At 42.5% G+C, this 26094-nt stretch carries 27 protein-coding genes and 3 riboswitches; of the genes, 8 read left to right on the forward strand and 19 right to left on the reverse strand.

Annotated features, from left to right (window positions below):
* Positions 1–516: 516 nt before the first annotated feature.
* From ACQVGT_RS13280 to ACQVGT_RS13315, 8 genes are all read right to left on the reverse strand, one after another.
* Positions 517–1452: a glycosyl hydrolase family 18 protein gene (locus tag ACQVGT_RS13280; protein ID WP_015383516.1), complete on the reverse strand. Its 936-nt coding sequence runs from the start codon at positions 1450–1452 to the stop codon at positions 517–519.
* 95 nt (positions 1453–1547) lie between these two features.
* The gene (locus tag ACQVGT_RS13285) at positions 1548–1775 is read right to left on the reverse strand and encodes a LysM peptidoglycan-binding domain-containing protein (RefSeq protein WP_015483167.1); all 228 of its coding nucleotides are present in this window, start codon (positions 1773–1775) and stop codon (positions 1548–1550) included.
* A 15-nt stretch (positions 1776–1790) separates the two neighbouring features.
* Positions 1791–2990, reverse strand: coding sequence for a spore protein YkvP (gene ykvP, locus ACQVGT_RS13290; protein WP_015383515.1), 1200 nt, complete (start codon positions 2988–2990; stop codon positions 1791–1793).
* Between the two features lie 320 nt (positions 2991–3310).
* The gene (gene queF, locus ACQVGT_RS13295; RefSeq protein WP_003218613.1) at positions 3311–3808 is read right to left on the reverse strand and encodes a preQ(1) synthase; all 498 of its coding nucleotides are present in this window, start codon (positions 3806–3808) and stop codon (positions 3311–3313) included.
* A gap of 17 nt (positions 3809–3825) precedes the next feature.
* Entirely contained in the window at positions 3826–4557 is a 732-nt protein-coding gene (queE, locus tag ACQVGT_RS13300) for a 7-carboxy-7-deazaguanine synthase QueE (protein ID WP_003232460.1), read from the reverse strand.
* Positions 4550–4999, reverse strand: coding sequence for a 6-carboxytetrahydropterin synthase QueD (gene queD, locus ACQVGT_RS13305; protein ID WP_003232462.1), 450 nt, complete (start codon positions 4997–4999; stop codon positions 4550–4552). Before queD ends, queE begins: the two co-directional genes overlap by 8 nt.
* Positions 4992–5651, reverse strand: a complete 660-nt coding sequence (gene queC, locus ACQVGT_RS13310) for a 7-cyano-7-deazaguanine synthase QueC (protein WP_014476630.1) — start codon at positions 5649–5651, stop codon at positions 4992–4994. Before queC ends, queD begins: the two co-directional genes overlap by 8 nt.
* A 129-nt stretch (positions 5652–5780) precedes the next feature.
* Positions 5781–5825: riboswitch (PreQ1 riboswitch) on the reverse strand.
* A gap of 126 nt (positions 5826–5951) precedes the next feature.
* Positions 5952–6995 carry a YkvI family membrane protein gene (locus tag ACQVGT_RS13315; protein ID WP_015383514.1) on the reverse strand — a complete coding sequence of 348 codons (1044 nt, stop codon included), beginning with the start codon at positions 6993–6995 and terminating at the stop codon, positions 5952–5954.
* A gap of 365 nt (positions 6996–7360) precedes the next feature.
* Here ACQVGT_RS13315 and clpE point away from each other — a divergent pair, with 365 nt between their 5' ends.
* The 3 genes from clpE to motB all read left to right on the forward strand — a co-directional run bounded on the left by clpE (position 7361) and on the right by motB (position 11418).
* Positions 7361–9460, forward strand: a complete 2100-nt coding sequence (clpE, locus tag ACQVGT_RS13320; RefSeq protein ID WP_015483166.1) for an ATP-dependent protease ATP-binding subunit ClpE — start codon at positions 7361–7363, stop codon at positions 9458–9460.
* 388 nt (positions 9461–9848) lie between these two features.
* Positions 9849–10661, forward strand: a complete 813-nt coding sequence (motA, locus tag ACQVGT_RS13325; protein WP_003238984.1) for a flagellar motor stator protein MotA — start codon at positions 9849–9851, stop codon at positions 10659–10661.
* Positions 10633–11418 (forward strand): flagellar motor protein MotB, encoded by a 786-nt coding sequence (gene motB, locus ACQVGT_RS13330; protein WP_003232473.1) that lies wholly within the window; start codon positions 10633–10635, stop codon positions 11416–11418. Before motA ends, motB begins: the two co-directional genes overlap by 29 nt.
* A 39-nt stretch (positions 11419–11457) precedes the next feature.
* On the opposite strand, the gene mhqR is transcribed toward motB, so the two are convergent.
* Positions 11458–11895: a MarR family transcriptional regulator MhqR gene (gene mhqR / locus ACQVGT_RS13335; RefSeq protein ID WP_015383512.1), complete on the reverse strand. Its 438-nt coding sequence runs from the start codon at positions 11893–11895 to the stop codon at positions 11458–11460.
* Positions 11896–12087: 192 nt separating this feature from the next.
* Between mhqR and kinD the strand changes: the two genes are divergently transcribed.
* The gene (kinD, locus tag ACQVGT_RS13340; protein ID WP_080030664.1) at positions 12088–13608 is read left to right on the forward strand and encodes a sporulation kinase KinD; all 1521 of its coding nucleotides are present in this window, start codon (positions 12088–12090) and stop codon (positions 13606–13608) included.
* A gap of 27 nt (positions 13609–13635) precedes the next feature.
* Here kinD and ACQVGT_RS13345 read toward each other — a convergent pair whose 3' ends face one another.
* Both ACQVGT_RS13345 and spo0E read right to left on the reverse strand, forming a co-directional pair.
* The gene (locus ACQVGT_RS13345; protein WP_015383510.1) at positions 13636–14067 is read right to left on the reverse strand and encodes a hypothetical protein; all 432 of its coding nucleotides are present in this window, start codon (positions 14065–14067) and stop codon (positions 13636–13638) included.
* A gap of 85 nt (positions 14068–14152) precedes the next feature.
* Positions 14153–14410 (reverse strand): aspartyl-phosphate phosphatase Spo0E, encoded by a 258-nt coding sequence (gene spo0E / locus ACQVGT_RS13350; RefSeq protein ID WP_003218598.1) that lies wholly within the window; start codon positions 14408–14410, stop codon positions 14153–14155.
* A 202-nt stretch (positions 14411–14612) separates the two neighbouring features.
* On the opposite strand from spo0E, the gene ACQVGT_RS13355 reads away from it, so the two are divergent.
* Positions 14613–14933, forward strand: coding sequence for a YkvA family protein (locus tag ACQVGT_RS13355; RefSeq protein WP_015483163.1), 321 nt, complete (start codon positions 14613–14615; stop codon positions 14931–14933).
* 40 nt (positions 14934–14973) lie between these two features.
* Here ACQVGT_RS13355 and mtnD read toward each other — a convergent pair whose 3' ends face one another.
* The 5 genes from mtnD to mtnE form a co-directional block, all read right to left on the reverse strand.
* The gene (gene mtnD / locus ACQVGT_RS13360) at positions 14974–15510 is read right to left on the reverse strand and encodes an acireductone dioxygenase (RefSeq protein WP_015383508.1); all 537 of its coding nucleotides are present in this window, start codon (positions 15508–15510) and stop codon (positions 14974–14976) included.
* 14 nt (positions 15511–15524) lie between these two features.
* Positions 15525–16154, reverse strand: coding sequence for a methylthioribulose 1-phosphate dehydratase (locus tag ACQVGT_RS13365; protein WP_015483162.1), 630 nt, complete (start codon positions 16152–16154; stop codon positions 15525–15527).
* Positions 16112–16819 (reverse strand): 2-hydroxy-3-keto-5-methylthiopentenyl-1-phosphate phosphatase, encoded by a 708-nt coding sequence (mtnX, locus tag ACQVGT_RS13370; RefSeq protein ID WP_015383507.1) that lies wholly within the window; start codon positions 16817–16819, stop codon positions 16112–16114. The genes ACQVGT_RS13365 and mtnX overlap by 43 nt, the downstream gene beginning before the upstream one ends.
* Positions 16816–18033: a 2,3-diketo-5-methylthiopentyl-1-phosphate enolase gene (gene mtnW, locus ACQVGT_RS13375; protein WP_015483161.1), complete on the reverse strand. Its 1218-nt coding sequence runs from the start codon at positions 18031–18033 to the stop codon at positions 16816–16818. Before mtnW ends, mtnX begins: the two co-directional genes overlap by 4 nt.
* Before the next feature lie 84 nt (positions 18034–18117).
* Positions 18118–18218: riboswitch (SAM riboswitch) on the reverse strand.
* Between the two features lie 38 nt (positions 18219–18256).
* Positions 18257–19453, reverse strand: a complete 1197-nt coding sequence (gene mtnE / locus ACQVGT_RS13380; protein WP_015383505.1) for a methionine-glutamine aminotransferase — start codon at positions 19451–19453, stop codon at positions 18257–18259.
* A gap of 94 nt (positions 19454–19547) precedes the next feature.
* Here mtnE and ACQVGT_RS13385 point away from each other — a divergent pair, with 94 nt between their 5' ends.
* The 3 genes from ACQVGT_RS13385 (at position 19548) to mtnA (ending at position 22923) form a co-directional block, all read left to right on the forward strand.
* The gene (locus ACQVGT_RS13385; protein ID WP_003232495.1) at positions 19548–20327 is read left to right on the forward strand and encodes a carbon-nitrogen family hydrolase; all 780 of its coding nucleotides are present in this window, start codon (positions 19548–19550) and stop codon (positions 20325–20327) included.
* A gap of 83 nt (positions 20328–20410) precedes the next feature.
* A riboswitch (SAM riboswitch) is annotated at positions 20411–20567 on the forward strand.
* A gap of 93 nt (positions 20568–20660) precedes the next feature.
* Complete coding sequence (gene mtnK / locus ACQVGT_RS13390) at positions 20661–21854, forward strand: S-methyl-5-thioribose kinase (protein ID WP_015483160.1); 1194 nt, start codon at positions 20661–20663, stop codon at positions 21852–21854.
* A gap of 7 nt (positions 21855–21861) precedes the next feature.
* Positions 21862–22923 carry an S-methyl-5-thioribose-1-phosphate isomerase gene (mtnA, locus tag ACQVGT_RS13395; protein ID WP_015383503.1) on the forward strand — a complete coding sequence of 354 codons (1062 nt, stop codon included), beginning with the start codon at positions 21862–21864 and terminating at the stop codon, positions 22921–22923.
* Positions 22924–22956: 33 nt separating this feature from the next.
* On the opposite strand, the gene ACQVGT_RS13400 is transcribed toward mtnA, so the two are convergent.
* The 3 genes from ACQVGT_RS13400 to kinE form a co-directional block, all read right to left on the reverse strand.
* Positions 22957–23082 (reverse strand): hypothetical protein, encoded by a 126-nt coding sequence (locus ACQVGT_RS13400; protein WP_003232500.1) that lies wholly within the window; start codon positions 23080–23082, stop codon positions 22957–22959.
* 90 nt (positions 23083–23172) lie between these two features.
* Entirely contained in the window at positions 23173–23670 is a 498-nt protein-coding gene (ogt, locus tag ACQVGT_RS13405; RefSeq protein ID WP_015383502.1) for a methylated-DNA--protein-cysteine methyltransferase, read from the reverse strand.
* Positions 23667–25883, reverse strand: coding sequence for a sporulation two-component system sensor histidine kinase KinE (gene kinE, locus ACQVGT_RS13410; RefSeq protein WP_015383501.1), 2217 nt, complete (start codon positions 25881–25883; stop codon positions 23667–23669). Before kinE ends, ogt begins: the two co-directional genes overlap by 4 nt.
* Positions 25884–26094: the final 211 nt, after the last annotated feature.

Consider the following 26094-nt stretch of genomic DNA (forward strand, 5'->3'; position numbering starts at 1 on the left):
ATTAGAAAGCGGCGAGTGGAATTCCCCCCGGATTCGCTCGTCTTTTTTATGTAAAACCCCCCTCATTTCTGAGGAGAAACTATATGGTCGATTATCAACAAGTCATGGTTCTCCATGCGTACCTTGGCGCCGAATTCCCCATCCTTTAATGAGATAACCCCGCATCCATTCAGGAAGTATATGAGGTGAGTTTTTAAAGTTCTAGTTATTCGTGCGCTTCCATATCGAGCCTGAACAATTCTGAATGAAATGCAATAATCCCGCTATCAAGGTAGCGTGTGTATGACATAAATCATGGAAGCAGAATAAATTCAAGTCATCCATAATTACTTGAAATGCGTTCTATAACATAAGTTTGAATGTGTATTTCAAGGCCTCGTATAGAACATTTCGGGACAAGGGTCTATGGAATGCCCTCACTGTTTTACCCGCACTCGTAATAAACACCTTTCAGTATGTCCAAGATTTAGAGATTCATTGCAATTATCTTCGAATTTTGCTTTGAACTATAAATCATTATATATTTTTAAACACTGTATTCCAGACTGACGCATCCTCTTGTCCAAGACTCCAGCTGCCAAGACCTTTCAGATTATATTTTTGAGCGAGTTTTATTTTTGCTCTGAGTGACTGTTCATTTTCAAACCATAATGTATATGTTTCCGAAGGCAACAGCCCCTTGTTATCGTGATTGACAGTAAAAATAGCTTTTGGAGATTGACTCTTTGTGTCAAAAATAATTGTCCCGTTATGCCTGTTTACTAATGAGTCAACAAGGTAAAGGGGAATGGCTTTAGAGGCAGATTGGCCTTTCATCCAACAGCGGCCATAGAATGGCAATCCTAAAACTAGTTTTTGAGGAGAGATTTTTTGGGTCAGAGCATATTGAATGGACTTTTCCACCCATCCTACACTTGCAGTAGGCCCAGCAAGGTGGCTTTCATCGTAGGCCATAATCATAAGGTAATCTGCATATTTAGCTAAATACTCGTAATCATATGATCCGTGCCAGCCCTTCGTCCAGCCAAAAGGATTTGCCGCCACTGCAACTGATACTTCTTTATGTCTAGGAATACTTTTTCTTACCAGTCTAACAAAATCTATAAATAGATTCCGATCTTTTTCTGTAAGGTTTTCTATATCGATATTAACTCCGTCCAAATCCAGTTCTTCTATTGCATGAGAAATTTGTTTAGCTAAAAGAACTCGGTTCATTAATGCAAATCGTCCCAAATCCTGATCCCAATGATTGCTTAGAAAAGGAACTACTTTTAATTTCCTTCTATGAAGAGCTTTAATCACATCGGGATTAGCTGAACGGAGAAGTAATGATCCATCTTTTCTGATATAGAAAAAATCAGGAGACACAACATTTAATACTCCGTTCGTTTGATCAACGTGTTGAATAAAATCCCATCCTAATCCAGAATAGAAATAGCTCATTTGAAACATCTCATAACCCCTTCATCCTCAAAAATATCAATTCCCTACAAATAAAAAAATGAGGATTATCGTTTCAATTTGTTTCGTTTCCGAAACCTCAAAGATTACCTTTCTTTTATCTTTATAATTTGTCCAGGATAAATTCTATCTGAAGAAAGCTTATTAAGATTCATAAGTTGTTGTACCGGGATATTGAAGGATTTAGAAATCGTCCATAATGTATCGCCGGATTCCACATGATATACTTCGTATGTCACGGGAAATTCCATATAACGAGGCGTTCTTTTTACTTTATTCGCTTGATTTCTTATTTTAGGTATTTTCCCCTTCATTCATATTACTCTCCTTTAGAAAAATTTGTTATCAATATTTCTAAACCGTTTCTCTCTAATCTTAATGATTTGTCCAGCATATATTTGATCTGATTTGAAATGATTAAGCTCCATGAGCTGCTGCAGGGAAACATTATACTTCCTGGCAATTATTGATAATGTTTCACCGGGAGTAACATGATGGATCACGTATTTTGCTTTGAGAACATCTACATAATGAATGGTTTCCCCTAAGTTTCTTATAATTCCTCTGCTTTTTAGCACCTCAAGCATTCTCTCGGCTCTATGCAGATAGGAATCATTCTTTACAGCCTTTTTACCGTTTATCTGAATCTTTTTTCTCTCGCTATCATGATTCAAATAGTATTTCACCTTTTCCAATGTTTCTTTTGGGGAGGAAGAAACGATGAGATCGCGGCCAGGTTTGAATTTACCTCGAACTGCTGGTGTATCCGATGTCAATAAAAACCCCCCGGAACCAAGAATCTCATAGGTGCGTTGCGTAAGTTGGCTTTCACAGTTTTGCAAACCGATAATGATTTTTGCTGAACTGTAAACTTTATATGCTTCAGTATAATCAAGGTATCCATGGATCCAATTGCGGGGAATTTCTCTTCCTATATATTTACTCATTTTTTCCCAGTTTCTCCCCCAAAAATCAATGCGAATACCCTTCCGTATAAGAGGACGAATCAGCGTTTTTAAAGAGGACGAACGGAACACTTCCGGATGTTCTTCAAGAAAATTAGGGTAAGCATTAGCCACCACTGCTATATCACAACTGTATTTTGCTAATGGTTTAATCTGGTGATGTATACTTTCGTGAAATGCAAAGTCTAAGTGAGCTGCTTTAATCCCCATGCTTTCATAAGTTTTACACAGAGAAGGCGTAACCGTGAAAACAAAATCTGGTTTCATCTTTTTAATTAACGGGATAGTAAAGTTTTGAGTGTGCAGCGGGTCTTCAGTTGCCCAATAAACGAGAGGGATATTCACCTTTTTAATAGCGTTGCGAATCCAGGCCTGCTTTTCCCTTGAATGCTCTGGTGTCCATCCCATAGATACTATTAGATCTGGTTTAAATTCGTCTATCATTTCAGTGATATTTTCCCGACTTACAGGACCGGAAATCATTACGGTATGTCCTGCTTCCCTAAACCCATTCGGTAAACCATAGAGCCACATGGGATGACTCTCAAGGAAAAGAATTTTCACACATTTCCATCCTCTCTTTCACTTTTTAATGTCTACTTTATTGGTATGTATATGTAATATAACTTGTCGCGGTACTAGTCTATAAAAAAACGTTCAGGTGTGAGATCACGTGATAGCTTGTGTGGGATGCCCCACAAAAAAAGAAAGCAACCTACAACATATTTTCCTATGATTTTGCTAGCCTTTCTGCCAAAATACTTTCGTTAATAAATTGTTTTTGTGCTTAAAAGAAAAAGACGTACACATTTGTACGTCTTACATTACCTCTGCAATAGCAATTTATTTGCATAAAAGTCATAATAGGCACGCTTTTATAGTGATTAACGATTATCAATTGTCTCCGGATACAAATCATGGTTCATCATGCGGTACTCGGCCATTTTCTCATACTTCGTGCCAGGTTTTCCGTAGTTTGTGTACGGGTCAATGGAAATTCCGCCTCTTGGCGTGAATTTGCCCCATACTTCAATGTAGCGCGGGTCCATTAATTCGATCAAGTCATTCATGATGATGTTCATGCAGTCCTCGTGGAAGTCACCATGGTTTCTGAAACTGAATAGATACAGCTTTAATGATTTGCTTTCCACCATTTTTTCATCAGGAATGTAGCTGATGTAGATTGTTGCAAAGTCAGGCTGCCCTGTTTTCGGACATAAAGATGTGAATTCAGGGCAATTGAATTTTACAAAGTAATCACGGTTTACATGTTTATTCGGGAAGGATTCCAGCACGTCCGGTGCATATTCGAACAAATAATTTGTACCTTGGTTGCCTAGCAATGTTACACCTTCTAATTCTGATTCTTTTCTTGTCGTCATGTTCATCTTCCTTTCTATTATACTCCGCGTTTGTTGCCCCATAACAGGGTGTGCAGCTGCGGGAGCACTCTGACGAGATTCAGCTCCGCATCGACAGCTACCTTATCAACAAGCGCTTCATATTTTCCAAGCAAATGTGCAATCAGTGACTGATCATCTGTCGTATGCACGTCATCATTTCCGACTTGTAAATAAAACGGGATTCCCGGATACCGCTTGTGCACAGTTTTGGCAAATTCCAGATCTTCATCATTAAAGATGACAACCTTCAAGCTGACAGCATGCTGTCTATCATTCTCTTGAAGTGAAGTTAAAATGTGGTCAAGCTTTTGAAAGTTCGTTACCATTTTTGAGCTTGGCGGTTTTGGAGAAATTGTCAGGTCATCAATCAGCGTAAACCAATCCTGATAAACGGTCCCTTGAGTTTCAAGCGCTGCACGGATGTTATTTTCCTTCAGCAGTTCAATAAAAGCATCCAGCTGTTTTAACAGGGCCGGGTTGCCGCCTGAGATCGTCACATGAGAAAACGCGTCTCCCCCAATGTCCTTAAGCTCCGCAAAAATCTCCTCCGCCGTCATCCAGCGAATATCTTTTTTAGCAGACCCGTCCCAAGTGAAAGCGGAGTCACACCAGCTGCAGGAATAATCGCAGCCGGCTGTCCGGACGAACATCGTTTTCTGTCCGATCACCATGCCTTCTCCTTGAATCGTCGGGCCGAAAATTTCTAATACAGGAATTCCTTTAGCCATTCAAACCACCCTTTTTCGGACGGTAGACACAGTAGCTTGTCGGTGTTTCACGGACAAACACCTGTACACAGGTCGGCTTATTCTCCAAAGTGTCTAAATAAGCCTGTACGTTGTCATAAATCGTTTTCGCCACGACTTCAGTTGTCGGCAGCGAATACCGGTCGTCCTGAGAAAAATCTTCATGATCATTTAATAGCGTGTGATCATAGTTTCCGTGCACCAGTTTTTTGAGTACGCTGAAATTGACGAGGAAGCCGGAATCGTCAAGTTCGTCGCCGGCAACGGTTATATTTACGGTATACGTATGCCCGTGAACCCTGCTGCACGCTCCCGCACTTTCCCTAGGGATAAAATGAGCGGCTGAGATATGCATGTCCTTATTCAGTTCAAACGAATAAGGATGCTGGGCCTGCGGATAAATTTGAGATAACAATTTATGCACGCTCTCCTTTCATCACCATATATTCTTCATAACCTTTTGAACGAAGATGACATGCCGGACATTCGCCGCAGCCGTCGGCGATGATGCCGTTATAGCATGTCAGCGTGTTGTTTTTCACAAACTCCAGCGCGCCAAGCTCATCTGCAAGCTTCCACGTTTCCGCCTTATTGAGCCACATGAGAGGCGTATGAATCACAAACGGCTTCTCCATCGCCAGATTTACCGTTACATTGCAAGATTTCACGAATTCGTCACGACAATCAGGGTAACCGCTGAAGTCTGTCTCGCAAACTCCTGTAATAATGTGGCGCGCGCCAATTTGGTAAGCCAGGATAGACGCAAAGGATAAGAAAACCAAATTGCGGCCTGGAACGAATGTGGATGGCAGTTCGCCGTCTTTTACTTCTATCTCAATATCATTTCTAGTCAAGGCATTCGGTGCAAGCTGATTTAAAAGTGACATATCAAGCAAATGATTTTTCACACCAAGCTTTTCCGCAATGGATTTTGCCACTTCAATTTCCTGCGAATGTCGCTGATTATAATGAAAAGTCACCGTTTCGACTTCTTCGAATTCTTTTAAGGCCCACAGTAAGCATGTGGTGCTGTCTTGGCCGCCGCTAAATACGACAATTGCTTTTTCTTTTTTCATGATTCCTCTCCTTCTCCGCAATAAAAACGCCGGCGAGAGACATCGCTACAGCTAATTCACGCAAAAAAACACCTTTTTTCGGAAGGTGCTCTAGAAAAACATAAAAAAGGCCGTATCCAAGGATACAGCTCGTCCTTAGTTTTTTATAGAGGGTGTAGCTAGAACCTCTCCCGCATATCGCACGGATTTTCTTCAATTTTTTCACTTCTGCTATCTTACCATAATGTTGTTTTTCTTGACAATAAAAAAGTCAGTCCCCGGTTCGTGCTCTATAGTGACGGTTTGTTTCATTATATATATTTATAAACTGCGCCGCCGAGGAGCTTTTTTGCAAAGCAAAGCGCCTATGAAGGCCAGGCTCACATAGCCAAACAAGGGATAAATCGTTGAAATAAGCCTGCCGTACCCTATTTGGCTCGTAATATAAGCCGTGATCATAATGGCCGCAAAGATATATTTGCTTTTCACTGGAAGAAAGCTTTGCACTTGTTTTTCTAATCCATATAGATTACCGATAACTGATGTGAACACTTCTCCGAAAATAATGAGTAAATAAATCAAATGGACAGATCGTGCAAAGAGATAAACCACTTGCGCCATCGGTATATCATACAAAAATACATCCGGAAGAGTCGACAAAGACAGAAAACTCGCGGACAGCACAATCGTCAGCATCGTGCCTCCGATTAAAGCGCCTTTTTTTATCACTTTCTCCGATGACATTTCATTCGCCAGCGGAACCAAAACCGCTTGGGCAAGCGATAAATTCAAAGCCCCGTAAGAAACAGCTGATAACAGCCAATCCCAGCGATGCGGCCAGACCCACTGAGCTGCGTTTCGTGATTCGCTGAATATAAAAGAGTCGGCCACCACAATCATTGAAAAGATGATTAAAAGAGGAACAACAAACACATTGACACCGAAAATGCCTTTTACTCCTCTAGTCATTACAATTAAACTCAGACCGATTGTAATGAGCATCCCAATCTGAGCGGACATCCCCAACTGTTCCTCAAAAAGCGCCCCTGCCCCTGAAAGCATAACAGATGTAACTCCAAGGAGAACAAACAGCATAAATACATTGATAATCCGCCCAGCCGTCGCCCCGAACAAAAATATGTTCATTTCTTGATATGACTTGGCATTGATTCGCTTTGAAATGATCATCAGCTTGGCCCCCAGTAACGTAAACATTCCGCCGCTGACGAGAATGCCGAATAAACCGAACCAGCCGAACTTCAGAAAAAACTCAACAATTTCCCTCCCAGTCGCAAATCCAGCTCCGACTACTGTGCCGACATACACAAAAGCAAGCTGACTTGCAGACCCTTTTGATTGTTCCATTTCTTCCCTCCGAACGAACCGCAGTTTTGTCCATATATGCCTTTTTATAACCTATGAGACAAGTTCCTTGAAAAGACGAAGAAAACATGTTTTACTTTGTAACAAATCAAAAATTTTTTGTGCATAAGACTTGAAAGTCAAAGATAGTCAGAGTATACTATTAATCAAAGTTGGTCAAACAAACCGGCCTTTTTTAAAAATCAATTGGTCAAAGATAGTCAAATATTCAGTCTGCTTTGAGCATATTGGTTTGAATGCCGTTAAGTTTGCCGTATACTAATAGTCAAAGAAGGTCAAATCCAATAGACCTTTTTATTCACTTTCATTGGTCAAAGAAGATCAAATTATTAAGGAGGTTTTGGCAAATGCGTTGTCAACATTGTCATCAAAACGAGGCGACGATTCGCCTTAACATGCAAATAAATTCCGTTCATAAACAGATGGTTCTTTGTGAAACTTGCTATAACGAACTGACCCGTAAACCTTCAATGAGTATGGGTCCTCAATCTTTCGGATTTCCGTTTGAACAGGCATTCCAGCCGAAAGAACAGAGCGCAGCAAAACAAAGCGGAAAAAAAGGGTTGCTTGATGAGCTGGCTCAAAATATTACAAACGGTGCAAAAGCCGGTCTCATTGACCCCGTCATCGGCCGTGATGATGAAGTGGCGCGAGTGATCGAAATTCTAAACCGCCGGAACAAAAACAATCCGGTTCTTATTGGTGAGCCGGGTGTAGGGAAAACTGCCATCGCTGAAGGGCTCGCTTTAAAAATTGCTGAAGGTGATGTTCCAAACAAACTGAAAAACAAAGAGCTGTATTTGCTTGATGTTGCATCCCTTGTTGCAAACACAGGGATCAGAGGCCAATTTGAGGAGAGAATGAAACAGCTGATCACTGAGTTGAAGGAACGAAAAAATGTCATTCTGTTCATTGATGAAATTCACCTTCTCGTCGGCGCAGGCTCTGCAGAAGGATCAATGGACGCCGGCAACATTCTCAAACCGGCCCTAGCCAGAGGCGAACTGCAAGTCATTGGCGCGACAACACTGAAAGAATATCGTCAAATCGAAAAAGATGCCGCACTGGAAAGACGTTTTCAGCCTGTCATGGTGCAGGAGCCTTCAATTGAACAGGCTATCCTCATTCTGCAAGGGATTAAAGACAAATACGAGGCGTACCATGGCGTAACATTCAGTGATGAAGCAATCAAAGCGTGTGTCACTTTATCTTCCCGCTACATTCAGGACAGACACCTGCCGGATAAAGCAATTGATTTATTAGATGAAGCAGGTTCAAAAGCCAACCTGTTAATTGATGAATTGAATGATGAGGATGCCGCTGAACGCTTAACTGCAATTGAAGCCGAAAAAACAAAAGCCCTGGAAGAAGAAAATTACGAACTGGCGGCAAAACTCCGTGATGAAGAACTCGCATTGGAGAAAAAACTGAACAGCTCCTCCGCTCATACCGCTGTCACTGTGGAAGCTGAGCACATTCAGGAAATTGTTGAACAAAAAACAGGCATCCCTGTCGGCAAACTGCAGGCAGACGAACAAACGAAAATGAAAGAGCTTGAAGCAAAACTTCATGAACGCGTGATCGGACAAGAAGCCGCTGTTCAAAAAGTGGCAAAAGCGGTAAGACGAAGCCGCGCCGGATTAAAATCCAAAAACAGACCAGTCGGCTCCTTCCTCTTCGTCGGTCCTACCGGCGTAGGGAAAACAGAGCTTTCTAAAACACTGGCAGATGAATTATTCGGGACAAAAGACGCTATTATCCGACTCGATATGAGCGAATACATGGAGAAACACGCCGTATCTAAAATTATCGGTTCACCGCCTGGATATGTCGGCCATGAGGAAGCTGGACAATTAACTGAGAAAGTGCGCCGCAATCCTTACAGCATTGTGTTGCTGGATGAGATTGAAAAAGCACACCCAGACGTTCAGCATATGTTCCTGCAAATTATGGAGGATGGCCGTCTGACAGACAGCCAAGGCAGAACCGTAAGCTTCAAAGACACTGTGATCATCATGACAAGTAATGCGGGTGCTGGTGAGAAACAAACGAAAGTCGGTTTCCAATCAGATGACAGTGTCATCGAAGAACAAACATTGATTAATTCACTGAGCATGTTCTTTAAACCTGAGTTCCTCAACCGTTTTGACAGCATTATTGAGTTCCGCTCATTGGAAAAAGAACATCTTGTCAAAATCGTCAGCCTTCTTCTTGGAGAACTTGAAGAAACATTGGCTGAACGGGGCATCAGCTTGAATGTGACAGATGAAGCGAAAGAAAAAATCGCTGAGCTGGGCTACCACCCTTCATTCGGTGCACGTCCGCTTAGAAGAACCATCCAAGAATGGGTTGAGGATGAAATGACCGATCTGCTGCTTGATAATGGCGAGATCACAAGTTTTCACGTGATTTTAGAAGATGATAAAATCAAAGTGCGAGCGAAATAACAATCAGCGGTTTCCTTTTTAGGAAGCCGCTTTTTTTATGCTTGCTTTCATACTCTTGACTTAGAAATTACCATCCCTTCCCCTGAAGCGCTACTTCCCTTCATCCTTTACACTTTTTTTAAGGAGGGATGGAACATGTTTATATACAGTGAATATGTATTTCTACTATTATATGAATACCATCTGAAGGACAGCTTGCAAGCAAGCTGCCAATTTCAGTAGACCCCCGGGCTTTTCAATTTTGGAGAGCCCGTTTTTGTTTATTTCTCCCTTCTATGCCTCTTCCTTGAATATTTCATGAACAAATTCACAATGTCCCTAAAGTTCCGGGCACCAAAACCGATATTAACCATAGACAAGCTAGTAAAAAAGGATTTGGTGAAAAACTATGGATAAAACTTCGTTAATCGGTATTATTCTTGCTTTTGTGGCATTGAGCGTCGGGATGGTTCTGAAAGGCGTCAGTTTCAGCGCCCTTGCAAACCCCGCTGCCATTTTAATTATTATCGCCGGGACAATCTCAGCAGTCGTTATTGCGTTCCCAACAAAAGAAATTAAAAAAGTGCCTGCGCTGTTTCGAGTCTTATTTAAGGAAAATAAACAGCTCACAATAGAGGAACTCATTCCTATGTTCTCTGAATGGGCTCAGCTTGCACGCCGCGAAGGTCTGCTTGCTTTAGAAGCAAGCATTGAGGATGTAGATGATGCTTTCTTGAAAAACGGGCTCAGCATGGCTGTTGACGGGCAAAGCGCGGAATTTATCAGAGATATTATGACAGAGGAAGTCGAAGCAATGGAGGACAGGCACCAAGCCGGAGCCGCTATTTTTACACAAGCGGGAACGTACGCCCCGACACTTGGAGTACTCGGTGCTGTAATCGGGCTGATTGCCGCTCTCTCTCATATGGATAACACAGATGAGCTTGGACACGCCATCAGTGCCGCCTTTGTTGCCACACTTCTCGGTATCTTTACAGGGTATGTGTTATGGCATCCTTTCGCAAATAAATTAAAACGAAAATCAAAACAAGAAGTAAAACTGCGTGAGGTCATGATTGAAGGTGTTTTATCCGTTTTAGAAGGACAGGCACCGAAAGTCATCGAACAAAAGCTTTTAATGTATCTTCCTGCGAAGGACCGCTTGAAATTTGCAGAACAAGGAGAGGCGCAAAATGGCGAGAAAAAAGAAGAAGAAGCATGAGGACGAGCACGTTGATGAATCATGGCTCGTTCCTTACGCCGACATCCTTACTCTTCTCCTGGCATTGTTTATTGTGCTGTACGCGAGCAGCTCGATTGACGCAGCTAAGTTTCAAATGCTCTCAAAATCATTTAATGAAGTTTTTACAGGCGGCACCGGTGTACTGGACTACTCCAGTGTCACTCCTCCTGAAAACGAGTCAGACGGCATCGATGAAGTGAAAAAGGAAAAAGAAGAGAAAGAGAAAAACAAGAAAGAAAAAGAAAAAGCAGCTGATCAAGAAGAACTTGAAAACGTGAAGAGCCAGGTGGAAAAGTTCATCAAAGATAAAAAGCTGGAACATCAGCTGGAGACGAAGATGACTAGTGAAGGCCTTCTGATTACGATTAAAGACAGCATCTTCTTTGATTCTGGAAAAGCGACCATCCGTAAGGAAGATGTGCCGCTTGCAAAAGAAATTTCAAATCTTCTTGTGATTAACCCGCCAAGAAATATCATTATCAGCGGACATACTGATAATATGCCAATTAAAAATTCTGAATTCCAATCAAACTGGCATTTAAGCGTCATGAGAGCGGTAAACTTTATGGGGCTCCTGATTGAAAACCCCAAGCTCGATGCAAAAGTGTTCAGCGCCAAGGGTTATGGCGAGTATAAACCGGTGGCTTCCAATAAAACTGCGGAAGGCCGAAGCAAAAACCGGCGGGTTGAAGTTCTCATTTTGCCGAGAGGCGCAGCGGAAACAAATGAAAAATAGCAAAAAAGGAAGCCTTGTGACATATCAGGCTTCCTTTTTTTACTTATTATGAAACTGTTTTGCGTTTAATCCTACTCTTTTTAACATTTCGGTGCACATGTCTACCTCTTCTTCGCTTAATACGCTGATCATTTCATCAATTTCAGCAGCGTGATCAGGGAAAATATCGTTCAAAAGACCGATGCCTTTTTCAGTAATTTGCGCAAATGTCACTCGTCTGTCTGTAGGAGACGCTTTCCGAATGAGAAGTTCTTTTTGCTCCAGCTTATCTACAACGTATGTGATGCTCCCGCTAGCCAAGAGAATTTTATCTCCTATCTGCTGCAGCGGCTGATCGCCTTTATGGTACAAAAGCTCTAGCACAGCAAATTCAGTCGGATTCAGCCCATGCTTATGAATATGCTTATTCATATGATCGTTAATAGACCGATACGCGCGCGACAGCACGATAAATAACTTCAGTGATTTTTCTGTCATGTCTCAATCATCCTTTTAGAAACCGTTACAGAGAAACATTAATAAACAAAGACCAAAATGTCAATAAAAATCTTTCCAATATTTCTCTTCTTTTTTAAAATGTAAGCTTGCCAACACCTTTTTCTAATTTTTTTGGTTATTTTTTCTTATTAAAGAAGAAGAAACAATGATATAATACCTCTAATCAGGTGTATGTTGGAGCGATGCAAATTGAAAATACTAAAAGGCGCCTGCGGGAGAGTCAAACTTTATATCATACTAGTCGTGATTCCGGCAATCGTCATCAGCTTTTTCGTATATGAAAAAGAAAAAGATACAATAGCTGCAGAACATAAACAAGAAGCAAGTGTCCTGCTAAACCTTCACCGCAACAAAATCAATTATTTAATCGGAGAAACAATGGCGAGAATGACCTCCTTGTCCATCGCCATCGACAGACCGGTTGATATAAAGAAAATGCAGTCAATTTTGGAAAAGACCTTTGATTCAGAGCCGAGATTTTCCGGTCTCTATTTTCTCAATGCCAAAGGAGACGTCACCGCAAGCACAACCGAATTAAAAACGAAAGTAAACCTGGCCGACAGATCTTTTTTTACAAAAGCAAAGGAAACTAAAAAGACAGTCATTTCAGATAGTTATTCGAGCAGAATTACTGGTCAGCCAATTTTCACAATTTGTGTGCCTGTTTTGGACTCAAAACGTAATGTGACAGATTATCTTGTCGCAGCAATTCAAATTGATTATTTAAAAAATCTCATTAACTTACTGAGCCCTGATGTTTATATTGAAGTTGTGAACCAAGACGGGAAAATGATTTTTGCGAGCGGACAAGCCTCTCATGCAGAGGATCAGAAACCTGTCAGCGGATATCTGGATGATATCAGCTGGAATATGAAAGTCTATCCGAACCCGGTCACAATAGAAGAACTGACGAAAAGCCTAGTGCTTCCGCTTTCATGTATTATTGTTCTGCTGAATATCCTATTTATTCTCGTGCTGTATTATTTGCTGAAGCGGCAGACCCAGCTGGAGCGCTCAGAAAATGAGGCGCAAAAATTAGAGCTGATCGGGACGCTTGCTGCCAGCACAGCCCATGAAATCCGTAATCCCCTCACCGGCATAAGCGGCTTTATTCAGCTGTTGCAAAAGAAATATAAAGGTGAGGAAGATCAGCTTTACTTCTCCATTATCGAACAGGAGATAAAGCGCATCAATCAAATAGTGAGTGAGTTTCTTGTTCTCGGCAAGCCGACAGCTGAAAAATGGGAGCTGAACTCACTTCAGAACATTATCGGAGAAATTATGCCGATCATTTATTCTGAGGGCAATCTATACAATGTTGAAGTCGAATTACAGTATTTAACCGAGCAGCCCTTACTCGTAAAATGTACAAAAGATCATATTAAACAAGTGATTTTAAATGTAGCAAAAAATGGCCTCGAGTCAATGCCTGAAGGAGGCAAACTGACGATCTCCCTGGGAGCTTTAGATAAAAAAGCCATAATCAAAGTTGTGGATAACGGTGAAGGGATTTCTCAGGAAATGCTGGATCACATCTTCCTCCCCTTTGTTACTTCTAAAGAAAAAGGGACCGGTCTCGGCCTTGTCGTTTGTAAACGGATCGTGCTGATGTACGGAGGCTCTATTCATATTGAAAGTGAAGTGCGAAGAGGCACAGAGGTGACAATCACCCTCCCCGTATCCGCTTCATAGCCCCCCTGACCATGTCAGGAGGGTTTTTTATCTTCGTGACCGGGCATTGCCATTCGATTTGCTTTCTGGTCTGCCAGAAAAAAGGATTTTGATGAAACCCAACAGCATTTTCAAAAGCAAAAAAAACATAAAAAATACTAAAAAACCCTTTATACCTTCCGTGGCATCTAAAAACTCCATATTCCCTCTCCCCGTCACCTTTTGCTGAATCTCAATCGCAAATACGATGACAATGATGACTGTAACGGTATAGATAAAGGACAAGGCTGTCATACTCCATTTAGAAAGCCATGTAAACACAGCGTGAGTGACGCCGAAAAAGAATATGCCAAAAATGCCGATCACCCAAAAATGCATTTCTTTGTCAGTTAAATCAATGCCAAATATTCCGCATAAGGAAATAAAAGCATCATGAAATTGATTGACCATTTCGGTAATGAGAATCGCCAGTTCTTTCATTAGTTCCCTCTTTCATATGAATTTTTCCCAGAAAAAAAGAGCGCTTCCGAAAAGCTCTCTCTTTATATATGCATCTGATAGGCCGCTATTTATTTGCATCATATGCTGGCATAACATCTCTGCGGGGCCACAAGCCTAATTTCTTTACAAGGCCTTGAATCCCTTGGGAATGTTCGTTTTCTTGCATAAGCTGGTGATATTCATTTATTAAACAATCCAGCTCCTGACTGTGCCTGATCGTGTCATGCCCTGTAAATCCCTGCTTTCTAGCGGCATCTATCATTAACTTTCTTTTTTCATCAATAGACACCAACAATCTTTCTTGTTCAGAAGAACCGCCCATTCACTTCACCCCTCGCCGCTAAGAAATAGGAAACAAGTTTGATTGGGTTATTGTGCATTATTACAGATTATACTTTATTTGTAAACATATTTTCATTAAATAAGTTAATTTTTCAGGTATAATAGATATATTGATAGGATTAGAAGAACAATACCCAGGTGAAGAATATCTTAAACACGCCGCCAGGCAGGAGGTATGCCCAATGAAGAAAAAGAATGCAATTATGCTCGGAGCGGCAGGCGGAAAAGCAATTTTGAAAAGGAAAAACCGAAAAAAATGTATTCAGCACATCACTACTTTTTTTCAGATGCTTCGCGATTGGCGAAATGGCGACTACCCTCGTTCACAGGCTAAAACACTTTTGCTGTTAACTGCCGCAATTCTGTATATCGTCATGCCGCTCGATATCATTCCAGACGTAATCCTCGGTCTTGGGTTCATTGACGATGCAGCTGTTTTAGGTTTGATTTGGACACTGATTAAAAAAGAACTGTCACAGTATGAAAAGTGGCGTTTGCAATAAATATAAAAAGCCCCGTTCGATGAACGGGGCTTTCTCATGCTTATTGATTCACGCTGTCTTTTTCATAAATAGGAACCCAGCCTTCAGTTGTGACAAAAATTCTCACCGCGACAACTTTGCGGTCCTCCTGAAGCGTGAAGTAATGGCGGATATTCTCAGGCACAGAGATTAAATCTCCAGGGTTTAAACGGACATCAAAAAACGTGCCGTCCTTGCCTTGAATGACAAAAATACCGTGTCCGCTTACAATAAAACGAACCTCATCGTCTGTATGGTGATGCTCTCTTTTAAAGTTTTCAAGCAGTTCATCAAGTTTCGGATTGCTGTCTGACAATGAAATAACATCCTGTGCTTTATAGCCGCGGCGGGTTGAGATATCTTTAATTTCAGTTTCAAAGGTATCAAGAATTTGCTGTTTTTCTTCTTCTGTCAGGTCATACTTCTCTGAAAGATGTTCCGGAAGCTTCGTGATATCCCATTGCTCATAAATAACCTCTTGACTGTCCAGAAAGCTTGCTACTTCCTCTTGATTTTCAATCGTTGTATTTGCCTCATCATGAATTTGAATTGTAGCCATTTCAATTCCTCCTTTTATTTAACCAGCTGATGCTGGAGTGTTTTCAATTTCAAATGGTAGCTGAACAAAAATTCATACGCTTCAAGCACTCTTTTTGCCTCAAATGCTGTTCTCCCCCAAGCCGTAATACCATGATTTCGGATCAGAACAGCTCCTGAATCTTCTGAAATCTCTTCCGCAAACAGTGCCGCAAGCGTCGGGATATGTGCCGGATTTTCTATAATCGGAATGGTCACTTCTGCGTTCTCTTCCCACAAGCCGAGTGCTTTTATAATTTCCTGGCCTTTGAATGTGATTTTCTTTTGGTCTCCGTATAACTCTGAAATCACATTATTGTTTACCGTATGGACATGCAGGCAGCATCCGGCATTGGTTTTATTGTACAAATGTGTATGCAAAAGCGTTTCTGCTGACGGTTTCAGAGAATGCCCGCTTTCAGCAGGCTCTCCGTTTTGGTCGACCAGCAGAAAATCTTCAACCGTCTCTTTGCGTTTATCTTTTCCGCTTGCAGTGACGAGAAATGTTAAAGGCTCATCTGTAACCTTAATTGACAGGTTGCCGCTAGTCGCCGGAAACCAATCTCTCTCTGCCAATTCCCGTTTTACTTCAGCGAGCTCTCGCCAGCGTTCTTGTTTTGCAGCCATTCCTGTACCTCCTTTACATTCTCAATTTCCTTTCTGATCTCATAAAAATCTTGATACGGAAGATGATTGAGGTTTTGCTCCCGGCATTCGTTTAATAAATAATCCCTTGCAAAGCATAGGTCAGACAGCTTTGCTGCCTCCACATCTGTAACCGAATCACCGATCATGATGATATATTGATTCGGTTCAGAAAGTTCATGGATGACCGACGGCTTACAGCACCCGCATTGATTGCTGCATGTGCCCTTGCAGGAATGAGGCCAGTCAATATGGATATAGTCATTGTCAAATGAAGCATGGTTGCAATAAATGCGGTCTTTCTCCACAATGCCTTCAAGCAAAGGATATACAAAAAAGTCCATTCCACCGCTTATGACATAAAACGGAATCTCGTGCTCATTGATAAATGCTACAAATTCCCGAAAGCCTTCCCTGATTTTTGCATCTTCCAATACAAAACTTGTAATCTCTTCTTTTAAACGGCTGGGCAGAAGGCCGAACATCTGCCCGACACCTTCCTTGATCGACAGCGTTTTGGAAAGTACGCCGTCTTTTAATGCCACCCACTCTGGGGGAGCAAATGTTTTCATGATATTTATAATGTTGTCGTTCATCGTGATGGTTCCGTCAAAATCACAAATAATAAAAGGTTTTCGAGTCGTCATACGGCTTCAACCTTTCCCCATTTATCTAGCGCAAGCTTAAGATCCTTGCATTGTTCGGCTTTTTCATCAATCGGCTGGGCCTCTAGGACTGCATCAATAATGGCTCTGAAGGCTCGCCCCCCGCCTTGGGCACCGTTCGGATGTCCATGTACGCCTCCTCCGGCATTAATAATGTGGTCTATGCCGAAATCACGCATTAATAGCGGAACCATGCCGGGATGAATGCCTGCTGACGGAACCGCAAATGTTTGGTTAAAAGCATCCTCTCTCACACATTCTTCATGAATCGCCAGTGCGTCCGCTCTTGGAAGCGCAACCGAACCATATGGAGACGGAAAGAGGCTGAAGTCAGCACCGCAATATCGGTTTAATTTTCCGAGTAAAAGAGCGTGAGAAAAACCGTAAAACGGAGAAGACGTAAACGCCCCGCTGACTGCTGGATGCGCCATAATCGGAACTGGGATTTCAGGATCTTCCGCAAGGCCTTGCATAACGTCCAAGCCGTAAGCGAAGACATTAAACAAAAGCGCATCCGCTCCCAGCTCGGCGGCGCGTCTCGCTTTGTCTTTCAGATCAGCCGTACGTCCGGTCAAATTCACCGCATACAGCGTTTTATGTCCGGTCTGCTCATACGTTTCTTTCAATATTTGTTTTCCTTCTGCAATTCTTGTTTCAAAAGGTGCTAGACCTGTCTCAAAGAAAATTTCATCGTCTTTAATCAAGTCAACTCCGCCAAGCGCCTGCTGCCGGAGCTGTTCTTTAATATCACTCAGGTCCCTTCCGATTACGCCTTTAAATATGCTCATTAACAGCGGTCTCTCAAACTCTCCCAGCAGCTTCCGAATGCCGTATACGCCAAACTTCGGTCCCGGCAGTGCACGCTTAAATGCTTCAGAGAAGTGAAGATCGATTAATTTGATTTTTCCGTCCAGCGACAGCTTGCCAAACACTGTTGTCAGCAAAGCCGGAATATCCTGAGAGAAATTGATTTCAGGATAGGCAATTGTGATGACCGCTTGTTTTTCTGATGCAGCAGTTCCCTCTCTCTCCTCAACTTTTATCACCCGCCCCTTGTGCTTTTGCATTTGCTCCTGTTTTACAAGGGGCAGATCAGTCCAGGAGCCTACTGTCAATCCTGTTGCGATTTGTTCTGCTTTCTTCTCTGTATCGGCTCCCGGTTCGGTCAGGAGATATGTCGCTAATAACTCACTCATGCCAGAGCTCCTTTCATTTTCATCCATATCAAAAAACCTCTTCAAACTGCAATCGCGTCTAAAGAGGTTTCGTTTCTCGTCCGAATCTTATCTCTCAGCCGCTAGCTGCAAGAATTAGCACCGTGCTTTATAAGTCGGTTGCCGGGCTTCATCGGGCTCGTCCCTCTGCCTGCTCTTGATAAGAAAATATAGATTTTATAAATTATTTTGAATTATCCCATCGTTATAAGGTCTTGTCAATGCTTTTTTGGGTAAACAGGTTCAGTTTGCCAATTCGATAAGCGGCTTCCTTAAGTCTTTCTTCACTTGTTAAAAGTCCGACTCTGACGTAGCCCTCGCCATATTTACCGAAGCCGTTTCCAGCCGCAACCGCCACATTCGCTTTTTCCAGCAAAAGATCTGAGAACTGCTCAGAAGTATAGCCTTCAGGCACAGGCAGCCATGCAAAAAAAGAACCTGCAGGAGCTGTTACATCCCAGCCGATTTCCCGGCATGCCGTGATCCAAGCGTTTCTCCTGCTCTCATATCTGGCATTTTGCTCTGCCACACACGTCTGATCGGCTAACAGTGCCTCTGCTGCAGCCTCCTGAGTCGCTCTGAAAAGACTGACAAACATATGGTCTTGATAAAGATTGATCGCTTCAATGACCGAAGCGTTTCCGACGGCAAAGCCAACCCGCCATCCTGCCATGTTATACGTTTTTGACAGCGTGTAAATTTCAATTCCGATATCCTTCGCACCTTCAGTCTGCAAAAAGCTTAAAGGCTTGCAGCCGTCAAATCCTACAGCGCCGTAAGCAAAATCGTGAACGACGCAGATTCCGTTTTCAGTCGCAAAACGCACGGTATCTTCAAAGAACTCGGAAGTAGCAACAGCTCCGGTCGGATTATTCGGATAATTTAAATACATCAATTTCGCCTGTTCCCTTGCTTCAGCGGCTATGCTGCTGTAATCAGGGAGAAACGCCCTGTCCTTTACGAGCGGCATCATTTCCATCTTCGCTTTTGCAAGTGTGACACCCGACCAGTAATCAGGATAACCCGGATCGGGAACCAAAATCGTATCACCGGGATTCAACAAGCATTGCGGGAGCTCGACTAGACCGGCTTTTCCGCCGAATAATACAGCGACTTCGGTTTCCGGATCCAGATCAATGCCGTATTCTCTTTTGTAAAATGCAGCAGCCGCTGACTTCAGACGGTATGAGCCGCGAAAAGACGAATATTTATGATTCTCAGGATCAGCAACAGCTCGTTTCATCTCCTCAACAATATGCTCAGGAGTCGGCTGATCTGGATTTCCCTGTCCTAGATTGATAACGTCATGTCCTTCTGCGAGCTTTCGGTTCACTTTCTGCACCAGAGAAGCGAAGAATTGTTTAGGCAATTCCTTCAATACATGAGACTGTTCAAATTTCATCTATTCTCACCTTCTAAAAAAATCTTGAAATGATAGTCCATCATCATATATGGTTAAATGAAAAAAGTAAAGAAAAATTTGGGGTGTTAAAAAGATGAAATGGACGATATCTTGTCTTCAATTTGATATTTCATACGGAAAACCTTCGGAAAATATAAAAAAAGCTGAATTTTTCATCGAAAAAGAAAGCAAACATGCTGATGTTCTTGTTCTGCCTGAATTATGGACGACCGGATATGATCTGGCCAATCTTGATGAACTCGCTGACGAAGACGGCCGCTCCGCTCAGAGCTGGCTGAAGAAAACGGCAAAAAAACATGGTGTTCATATTGTCGCCGGATCGGTCGCTGTCAGAAAGAATTCTGATGTTTATAATACAATGTACATCGCGGATAAGGAAGGGCAAATCATTAAAGAGTACAGAAAAGCCCATCTTTTTCAGCTGATGGATGAGCATCTGTATTTATCAGCCGGTTCCGAAGACGGATACTTTGAGCTTGACGGTGTCAAAAGCTCAGGATTGATCTGTTACGATATCCGTTTTCCGGAATGGATCAGAAAACATACGACAAAAGGCGCCAACGTGCTGTTTATTTCTGCGGAATGGCCTCTTCCCCGCCTTGATCATTGGAAAAGCCTGCTTATTGCGCGGGCCATTGAAAACCAATGCTTTGTCGCAGCCTGCAATTGTACCGGTTCAAATCCGGATAATGAATTTGCAGGACATAGCCTGATTATTGATCCATGGGGGCGTGTACTTGCTGAAGGCGGCCGGGAAGAAGGCATAGTCCGAGCGGAAATCGACCTTCAAGAAAGCGCAGAAGTTCGGGAGAGCATTCCTGTTTTCGATGATATCAGAAAAGATTTATATTAAAAAATATATTGACAACTAACTATATTACCTGTTACCATGTTCATCAACTGATAAATTAGAATTGTCAAACAAGTGAATATATTCTCTTATCGAGAGTTGGGCGAGGGATTTGGCCTTTTGACCCCAACAGCAACCGACCGTAATTCCATTGTGAAATGGGGCGCAGCTTTTTCGCGCCGAGACGCTGGTCTCTTAAGGCACGGTGCTAATTCCATTCAGATCTGATCTGAGAGATAAGAGAGGCGGACATAAAAATGTTAAGCCTCCTTCTCTCTGAGAAGGAGGCTTTTTTACGGCCACATATTAAGGATTACATATTTGGAGGTTATGATGATGGGAGTCACAAAAACACCTTTATACGAAACGTTAAATGAAAGCTCCGCTGTGGCGTTGGCGGTGAAGCTTGGCCTATTTCCAAGCAAAAGTACGCTGACATGCCAGGAGATCGGAGACGGCAACTTAAATTACGTTTTTCATATTTATGATCAAGAACATGACAGAGCATTGATCATTAAACAGGCGGTTCCGTATGCAAAAGTGGTGGGAGAAAGCTGGCCGCTGACAATCGACCGTGCAAGAATCGAAAGCAGCGCTCTCATCCGTCAGGGCGAGCATGTGCCTCACCTGGTTCCAAGAGTGTTTTATTCTGATACGGAAATGGCGGTTACCGTCATGGAAGATCTCTCTCACCTCAAGATCGCAAGAAAAGGGCTGATTGAGGGTGAAAACTATCCTCATCTGTCGCAGCACATCGGTGAATTTTTAGGAAAAACACTTTTCTACTCATCAGATTACGCGCTTGAACCTAAGGTGAAAAAACAGCTTGTTAAACAGTTTACAAATCCAGAGCTATGCGACATTACGGAAAGACTTGTTTTTACAGATCCTTTCTTCGACCATGACACAAATGATTTTGAAGAAGAGCTTCGTCCTTTTGTCGAAAAGCTCTGGAATAATGACAGCGTTAAAATCGAAGCCGCTAAGCTGAAAAAGTCATTTTTAACGTCTGCGGAAACGTTGATTCATGGTGATTTGCATACAGGAAGCATTTTCGCAAGTGAGCACGAAACAAAGGTGATTGATCCTGAGTTTGCTTTTTACGGACCGATCGGCTTTGATGTAGGGCAATTTATCGCCAACTTATTTTTGAACGCACTCAGCCGTGACGGGGCTGACAGAGAGCCGTTATATGAACATGTCAACCAGGTCTGGGAAACGTTTGAAGAGACGTTTAGTGAATCTTGGCAGAAGGACAGTCTGGATGTTTACGCCAACATCGACGGTTACCTCACTGATACGCTCAGCCATATTTTTGAAGAAGCAATCGGATTTGCGGGCTGTGAGCTGATACGACGCACGATCGGCCTTGCCCATGTAGCTGACCTGGATACGATCGTGCCGTTTGATAAACGAATCGGCAGAAAACGCTTGGCGCTCGAAACCGGCACAGCCTTTATCGAAAAACGTTCGGAATTCAAAACGATAACAGATGTTATTGAATTATTTAAGTTACTTGTAAAGGAATGATCTATTCATGACCCATTCATTTGCTGTTCCACGTTCTGTTGAATGGAAAGAAACAGCTATTACCATTTTAAATCAGCAAAAGCTTCCTGATGAGACGGAATATTTGGAGCTGACGACGAAAGAGGATGTATTTGATGCGATTGTCACGCTCAAAGTAAGGGGCGCTCCGGCGATCGGCATTACGGCTGCCTTCGGACTGGCGCTTGCTGCCAAAAACATTGAAACAGATAATGTCACGGAATTCCGCCGCAGACTGGAAGACATCAAACAATATTTAAACAGCTCACGGCCTACCGCCATTAATTTGTCATGGGCGCTTGAGAGACTGAGTCATTCGGTCGAAAACGCGATTTCCGTAAATGAAGCAAAAACAAACCTTGTCCATGAATCCATTCAGATTCAGGTCGAGGATGAGGAAACGTGCCGGTTGATCGGCCAAAACGCCCTGCAGCTTTTCAAGAAAGGCGACAGGATCATGACAATCTGCAATGCCGGCTCAATCGCGACAAGCCGCTATGGAACGGCGCTAGCTCCGTTTTACTTGGCCAAACAAAAAGATTTGGGATTGCACATTTATGCCTGTGAAACAAGGCCTGTCCTGCAAGGTTCACGCCTTACTGCTTGGGAGCTGATGCAGGGGGGCATTGATGTCACTCTGATCACAGACAGCATGGCCGCCCATACGATGAAGGAAAAACAAATTTCCGCTGTTATCGTCGGAGCCGACCGAATTGCAAAGAACGGTGATACGGCAAATAAAATCGGCACATACGGTCTTGCTATTTTAGCAAACGCCTTTGATATTCCGTTTTTTGTCGCCGCACCTTTATCTACATTTGATACAAAGGTCAAATGCGGCGCTGATATCCCGATAGAGGAACGGGATCCCGAGGAAGTCAGGCAGATTTCCGGAGTTCGGACCGCTCCATCCAATGTGCCTGTCTTTAATCCCGCTTTCGACATTACACCTCATGATCTCATCTCAGGAATCATCACAGAAAAAGGGATTATGACCGGAAACTATGAAGAAGAGATTGAACAGCTGTTTAGAGGAGAAAAGGTGCATTAAAAAACCGCTGGACTTTGCTCATTTGGAGCCGAGTCAGCGGTTTTTTTGTTTCTTTTTGTTAACATTGATGATTTCATCTTTTTGAGCGCTTGATAAGATATGCAGTTTCACAAACAGTTCGGCAAAAACGGCAAGTTTCTCAGAGCGGCTCGGCTTCAATTGCTTTGTCCTCCTTTTTCATCAGACCAACTTTTTTAACTTAATAAAATGATATGTCGGCCGTGAAAAAAAGGGAACGTGCCATATGTTTTATTTTTCTTTATAGGAGATTCGCTCGATGTTTAGCAAAAATGCTTTGATCTCGGTTTTGCTTCCGGCGTATCCTGTTAACGCACTGTTTTTGCCGATCACTCTGTGGCACGGGATAAAAATCGGCAGGTCGTTACGTTTATTAGCCTGTCCGACAGCCCGCACCGCTTTCGGACTGCCGACCGCAGCGGCAATATCCGCATAGCTTCGGGATTCACCATATGGAATCCTCTCCAGCGCCTGCCACACTTTTTGCTGAAAAGGAGTGCCCTTTTGGCTGAGCGGCAGGGAGAATGTCTTTCTTTCGCCTGCGAAATATTCTTGAAGCTGTTGTTTCGCTTCTGCAAGATTAGGTGTTTCCTTGTGCTCAGTATTCTGAACCGTTTCTTTCCAATCCACCCAATCTTCCTGACTGAGAAATAGACGAGTGATCAGGCCCTCCTCTTCGGCAATGATAAGTTCACCGAGCGGCGTTTCGGCTGTCGTATAGTAGTTCATTCATCATTCCTTCTTTCTTCAGCATTCTGTCTGACAGGAAGCGTAATATGGAAAACGGTGCCCTTCCCTTCTTCACTTTCCACCATAATCTCGCCTTGATGTTCTTCAATAATTTTATAGCTTACCATAAGCCCAAGTCCAGTTCCCCGTTCCTTTGTCGTATAAAACGGTTCACCAAGTCGCTTTAATTTATCTTCTGTCATTCCGATTCCCTCGTCTTTTAAGGAGATAAGAACATGATCTGGATCCAATGCCTTTATCGTTACAAAAATATTTCCGCCGTCAGGCATCACTTCGATGGCGTTTTTTAATATATTGATAAAAACCTGTTTCAGCTGATTCGGTTCACAGTAAATCGGGGGAATGTCGTCAATTAAATCAAGTTGCATTTGTACATTGCTGAGATTGGCTTGCGCATTTAGAAGGTCTATCGTGTCCCTCATAATTTGGGTAACATGTTTTTCCTCATACATAATGGCCTGGGGCTTGGCTAAAATCAAGAATTCGGTGATGATGGATTCGATGCGCTTTAGTTCTGAGGTGATCACGTTGAAGTAAAGGGCGTAGTCTCCCTCGACACTCCCTTTCAGAAGCTGAATGAAGCCTTTAAGAGCAGTCATCGGATTTCTGATTTCATGAGCAATGCCGGCTGCGAGTTCGCCGACAACATGAAGGGTATCTGATTTGCGCAGGCGTTCCTCCAATTCTTTTCGCTCTGTTACGTCTTTAAAGATAGCCAAGTTCATATTTTGAATAATATTCCGTTTAAAAGAGAATTCGAGTTTTCTGTTATCACCGCTGCTCAGCAAAAATGGAATTTCGTTGTCCATTTCATCAAAATTAATCTGCCTTGCCGGTGATGCCAGATTTTCTATTTCATAAGCAGAAATAATATCTAACAGGCTGTGCTGTTTTATCTCTTCATGTGACAGTCCCAAAATATGGCTTGCTAACGGGTTGGCGTCGATGATCCTGTATTGATTGTCGAACAATACATTGCCGTCCATTGAGCCGTTGAACACTTTTCTGAATTTAAGCTCGCTTTCCCGAAGCTCCTTTTCCATCCGCTTTCTGTCGCTTACATTTCTTAAGATCGTCAAATGCTGATTTTCAAGGATTGTCCGTTTTGAAGTAAATTCAAGCTCTTTGAATTGCCCGTTCCCCATTTGAAACAGCAGCTCTTCTCTGATCTCTCCGTATTTTGCGTATTTCCTTTTCGTTATGCTGTATTTCTGCTGCGAGTCAACGAGAAAATCACACAGCTTTCTTTTCAACAGCAAATTCATCGGCAGCTCAAAAATTTTACAGGCTGATTGATTCGCTTTTACGATTCTTCCGTCATTCGACCAGATGATGATGGCGTCCATTGCATTTTCAAAGATTTCTCTGAAGCGCTCCTCACTTTTAAAGAGCTGCAGCTCCATAGACCGCTTCTCTGTGATATCCCTCATAATGGACATATAAAAACCGCTGATGATGTTTGATGTAATCGTGAATTCAAATAGTTTTTGAACTCCTGAACGAAGCTTGACAGGCAGCTCCCCCTTCGCTTTTCCCTTGCGGTTGAGCGCCTTCCAGATATTGTCGAAATCTTTTCGTGAGCCGCTGTCTATAAACTCATACAAAGATAAATGAGACAGCTCATTATGATTGATTTCAAAGCTTTTACAAAAGGACAAATTGGCATCAATAAAACCGCCATCTTTATCAAACAGGACGATTCCGTCAACTGCTCTGTCAAACAAGTCCTTAAAAAGCTGTTCATTCATAGAGAATTCCCGCTCCAGAATCTTCTTAGAAGATATGTCCCTCATGACAACAAAAAAGAAATCCTCACCAATGCCTCTTTTGGCCAGAAACTCTATGTATTTTGTTGCCCCGCAATCAAGCCTGATCGGAACCTCCTTCCACAGAAAGCCTTTTTTAAAAAACTTCTTTACGGAAAGATTCAGTTCATCCTTTGGGATTGAAAACAAAAAATCCAAAACAGAACGCTTTTTCAAATCTTCCGAGTCAACTTGAAGCATCCTTTCTGTTGCTTCATTTGCCTGAACAATCCGCATTTCGTTATCACAAATAAAAATAGCATCGAGCGTATTGTTGACAATCACTTGATGCTGATTCAATTCCTTTTTCAGTCGCGCGTTTTCTTCTTTGAGGCGATTCAGTTCCTCTCGCAGCTCCGAGTTTGTCTGGACACCAAGAGTTTCCATGCATGTACACTCCTTCTTCAAAACCTATCCCTCAATATTTCTACAAAATGCGGGAACTTCCTTCATTTGCCCTATAAATTTCAGAAAATTTCAGCGCCATTACATTACGAAGACATTTTCTACGATCCTTACCGTCACTTTACATCGACCTAACAATCAGCATTTTTTTAGATTCCTTTTTCATCTTTTATTTTAAAATATGTACCAGCAG

Source organism: Bacillus sp. SCT118, assembly GCF_058566435.1.

What these genes read in the sequence shown, in the direction of transcription:
- ACQVGT_RS13355 (WP_015483163.1), top strand. Translation starts at nt 14,613, where the DNA reads ATGAAGAAAAAGAATGCAATTATGCTCGGAGCGGCAGGCGGAAAAGCA.
- ACQVGT_RS13280 (WP_015383516.1), bottom strand. Translation starts at nt 1,452, where the DNA reads ATGTTTCAAATGAGCTATTTCTATTCTGGATTAGGATGGGATTTTATT.
- queC (WP_014476630.1), bottom strand. Translation starts at nt 5,651, where the DNA reads ATGAAAAAAGAAAAAGCAATTGTCGTATTTAGCGGCGGCCAAGACAGC.
- mhqR (WP_015383512.1), bottom strand. Translation starts at nt 11,895, where the DNA reads ATGACAGAAAAATCACTGAAGTTATTTATCGTGCTGTCGCGCGCGTAT.
- ACQVGT_RS13385 (WP_003232495.1), top strand. Translation starts at nt 19,548, where the DNA reads ATGAAATGGACGATATCTTGTCTTCAATTTGATATTTCATACGGAAAA.
- ACQVGT_RS13365 (WP_015483162.1), bottom strand. Translation starts at nt 16,154, where the DNA reads ATGGCTGCAAAACAAGAACGCTGGCGAGAGCTCGCTGAAGTAAAACGG.
- mtnK (WP_015483160.1), top strand. Translation starts at nt 20,661, where the DNA reads ATGGGAGTCACAAAAACACCTTTATACGAAACGTTAAATGAAAGCTCC.
- ACQVGT_RS13345 (WP_015383510.1), bottom strand. Translation starts at nt 14,067, where the DNA reads ATGAAAGAACTGGCGATTCTCATTACCGAAATGGTCAATCAATTTCAT.
- ACQVGT_RS13285 (WP_015483167.1), bottom strand. Translation starts at nt 1,775, where the DNA reads ATGAAGGGGAAAATACCTAAAATAAGAAATCAAGCGAATAAAGTAAAA.
- mtnD (WP_015383508.1), bottom strand. Translation starts at nt 15,510, where the DNA reads ATGGCTACAATTCAAATTCATGATGAGGCAAATACAACGATTGAAAAT.
- kinE (WP_015383501.1), bottom strand. Translation starts at nt 25,883, where the DNA reads ATGGAAACTCTTGGTGTCCAGACAAACTCGGAGCTGCGAGAGGAACTG.
- ogt (WP_015383502.1), bottom strand. Translation starts at nt 23,670, where the DNA reads ATGAACTACTATACGACAGCCGAAACGCCGCTCGGTGAACTTATCATT.
- spo0E (WP_003218598.1), bottom strand. Translation starts at nt 14,410, where the DNA reads ATGGGCGGTTCTTCTGAACAAGAAAGATTGTTGGTGTCTATTGATGAA.
- kinD (WP_080030664.1), top strand. Translation starts at nt 12,088, where the DNA reads ATGTTGGAGCGATGCAAATTGAAAATACTAAAAGGCGCCTGCGGGAGA.
- queF (WP_003218613.1), bottom strand. Translation starts at nt 3,808, where the DNA reads ATGACGACAAGAAAAGAATCAGAATTAGAAGGTGTAACATTGCTAGGC.
- mtnX (WP_015383507.1), bottom strand. Translation starts at nt 16,819, where the DNA reads ATGACGACTCGAAAACCTTTTATTATTTGTGATTTTGACGGAACCATC.
- ACQVGT_RS13315 (WP_015383514.1), bottom strand. Translation starts at nt 6,995, where the DNA reads ATGGAACAATCAAAAGGGTCTGCAAGTCAGCTTGCTTTTGTGTATGTC.
- clpE (WP_015483166.1), top strand. Translation starts at nt 7,361, where the DNA reads ATGCGTTGTCAACATTGTCATCAAAACGAGGCGACGATTCGCCTTAAC.
- queE (WP_003232460.1), bottom strand. Translation starts at nt 4,557, where the DNA reads ATGGCTAAAGGAATTCCTGTATTAGAAATTTTCGGCCCGACGATTCAA.
- motB (WP_003232473.1), top strand. Translation starts at nt 10,633, where the DNA reads ATGGCGAGAAAAAAGAAGAAGAAGCATGAGGACGAGCACGTTGATGAA.
- motA (WP_003238984.1), top strand. Translation starts at nt 9,849, where the DNA reads ATGGATAAAACTTCGTTAATCGGTATTATTCTTGCTTTTGTGGCATTG.
- mtnE (WP_015383505.1), bottom strand. Translation starts at nt 19,453, where the DNA reads ATGAAATTTGAACAGTCTCATGTATTGAAGGAATTGCCTAAACAATTC.
- mtnW (WP_015483161.1), bottom strand. Translation starts at nt 18,033, where the DNA reads ATGAGTGAGTTATTAGCGACATATCTCCTGACCGAACCGGGAGCCGAT.
- mtnA (WP_015383503.1), top strand. Translation starts at nt 21,862, where the DNA reads ATGACCCATTCATTTGCTGTTCCACGTTCTGTTGAATGGAAAGAAACA.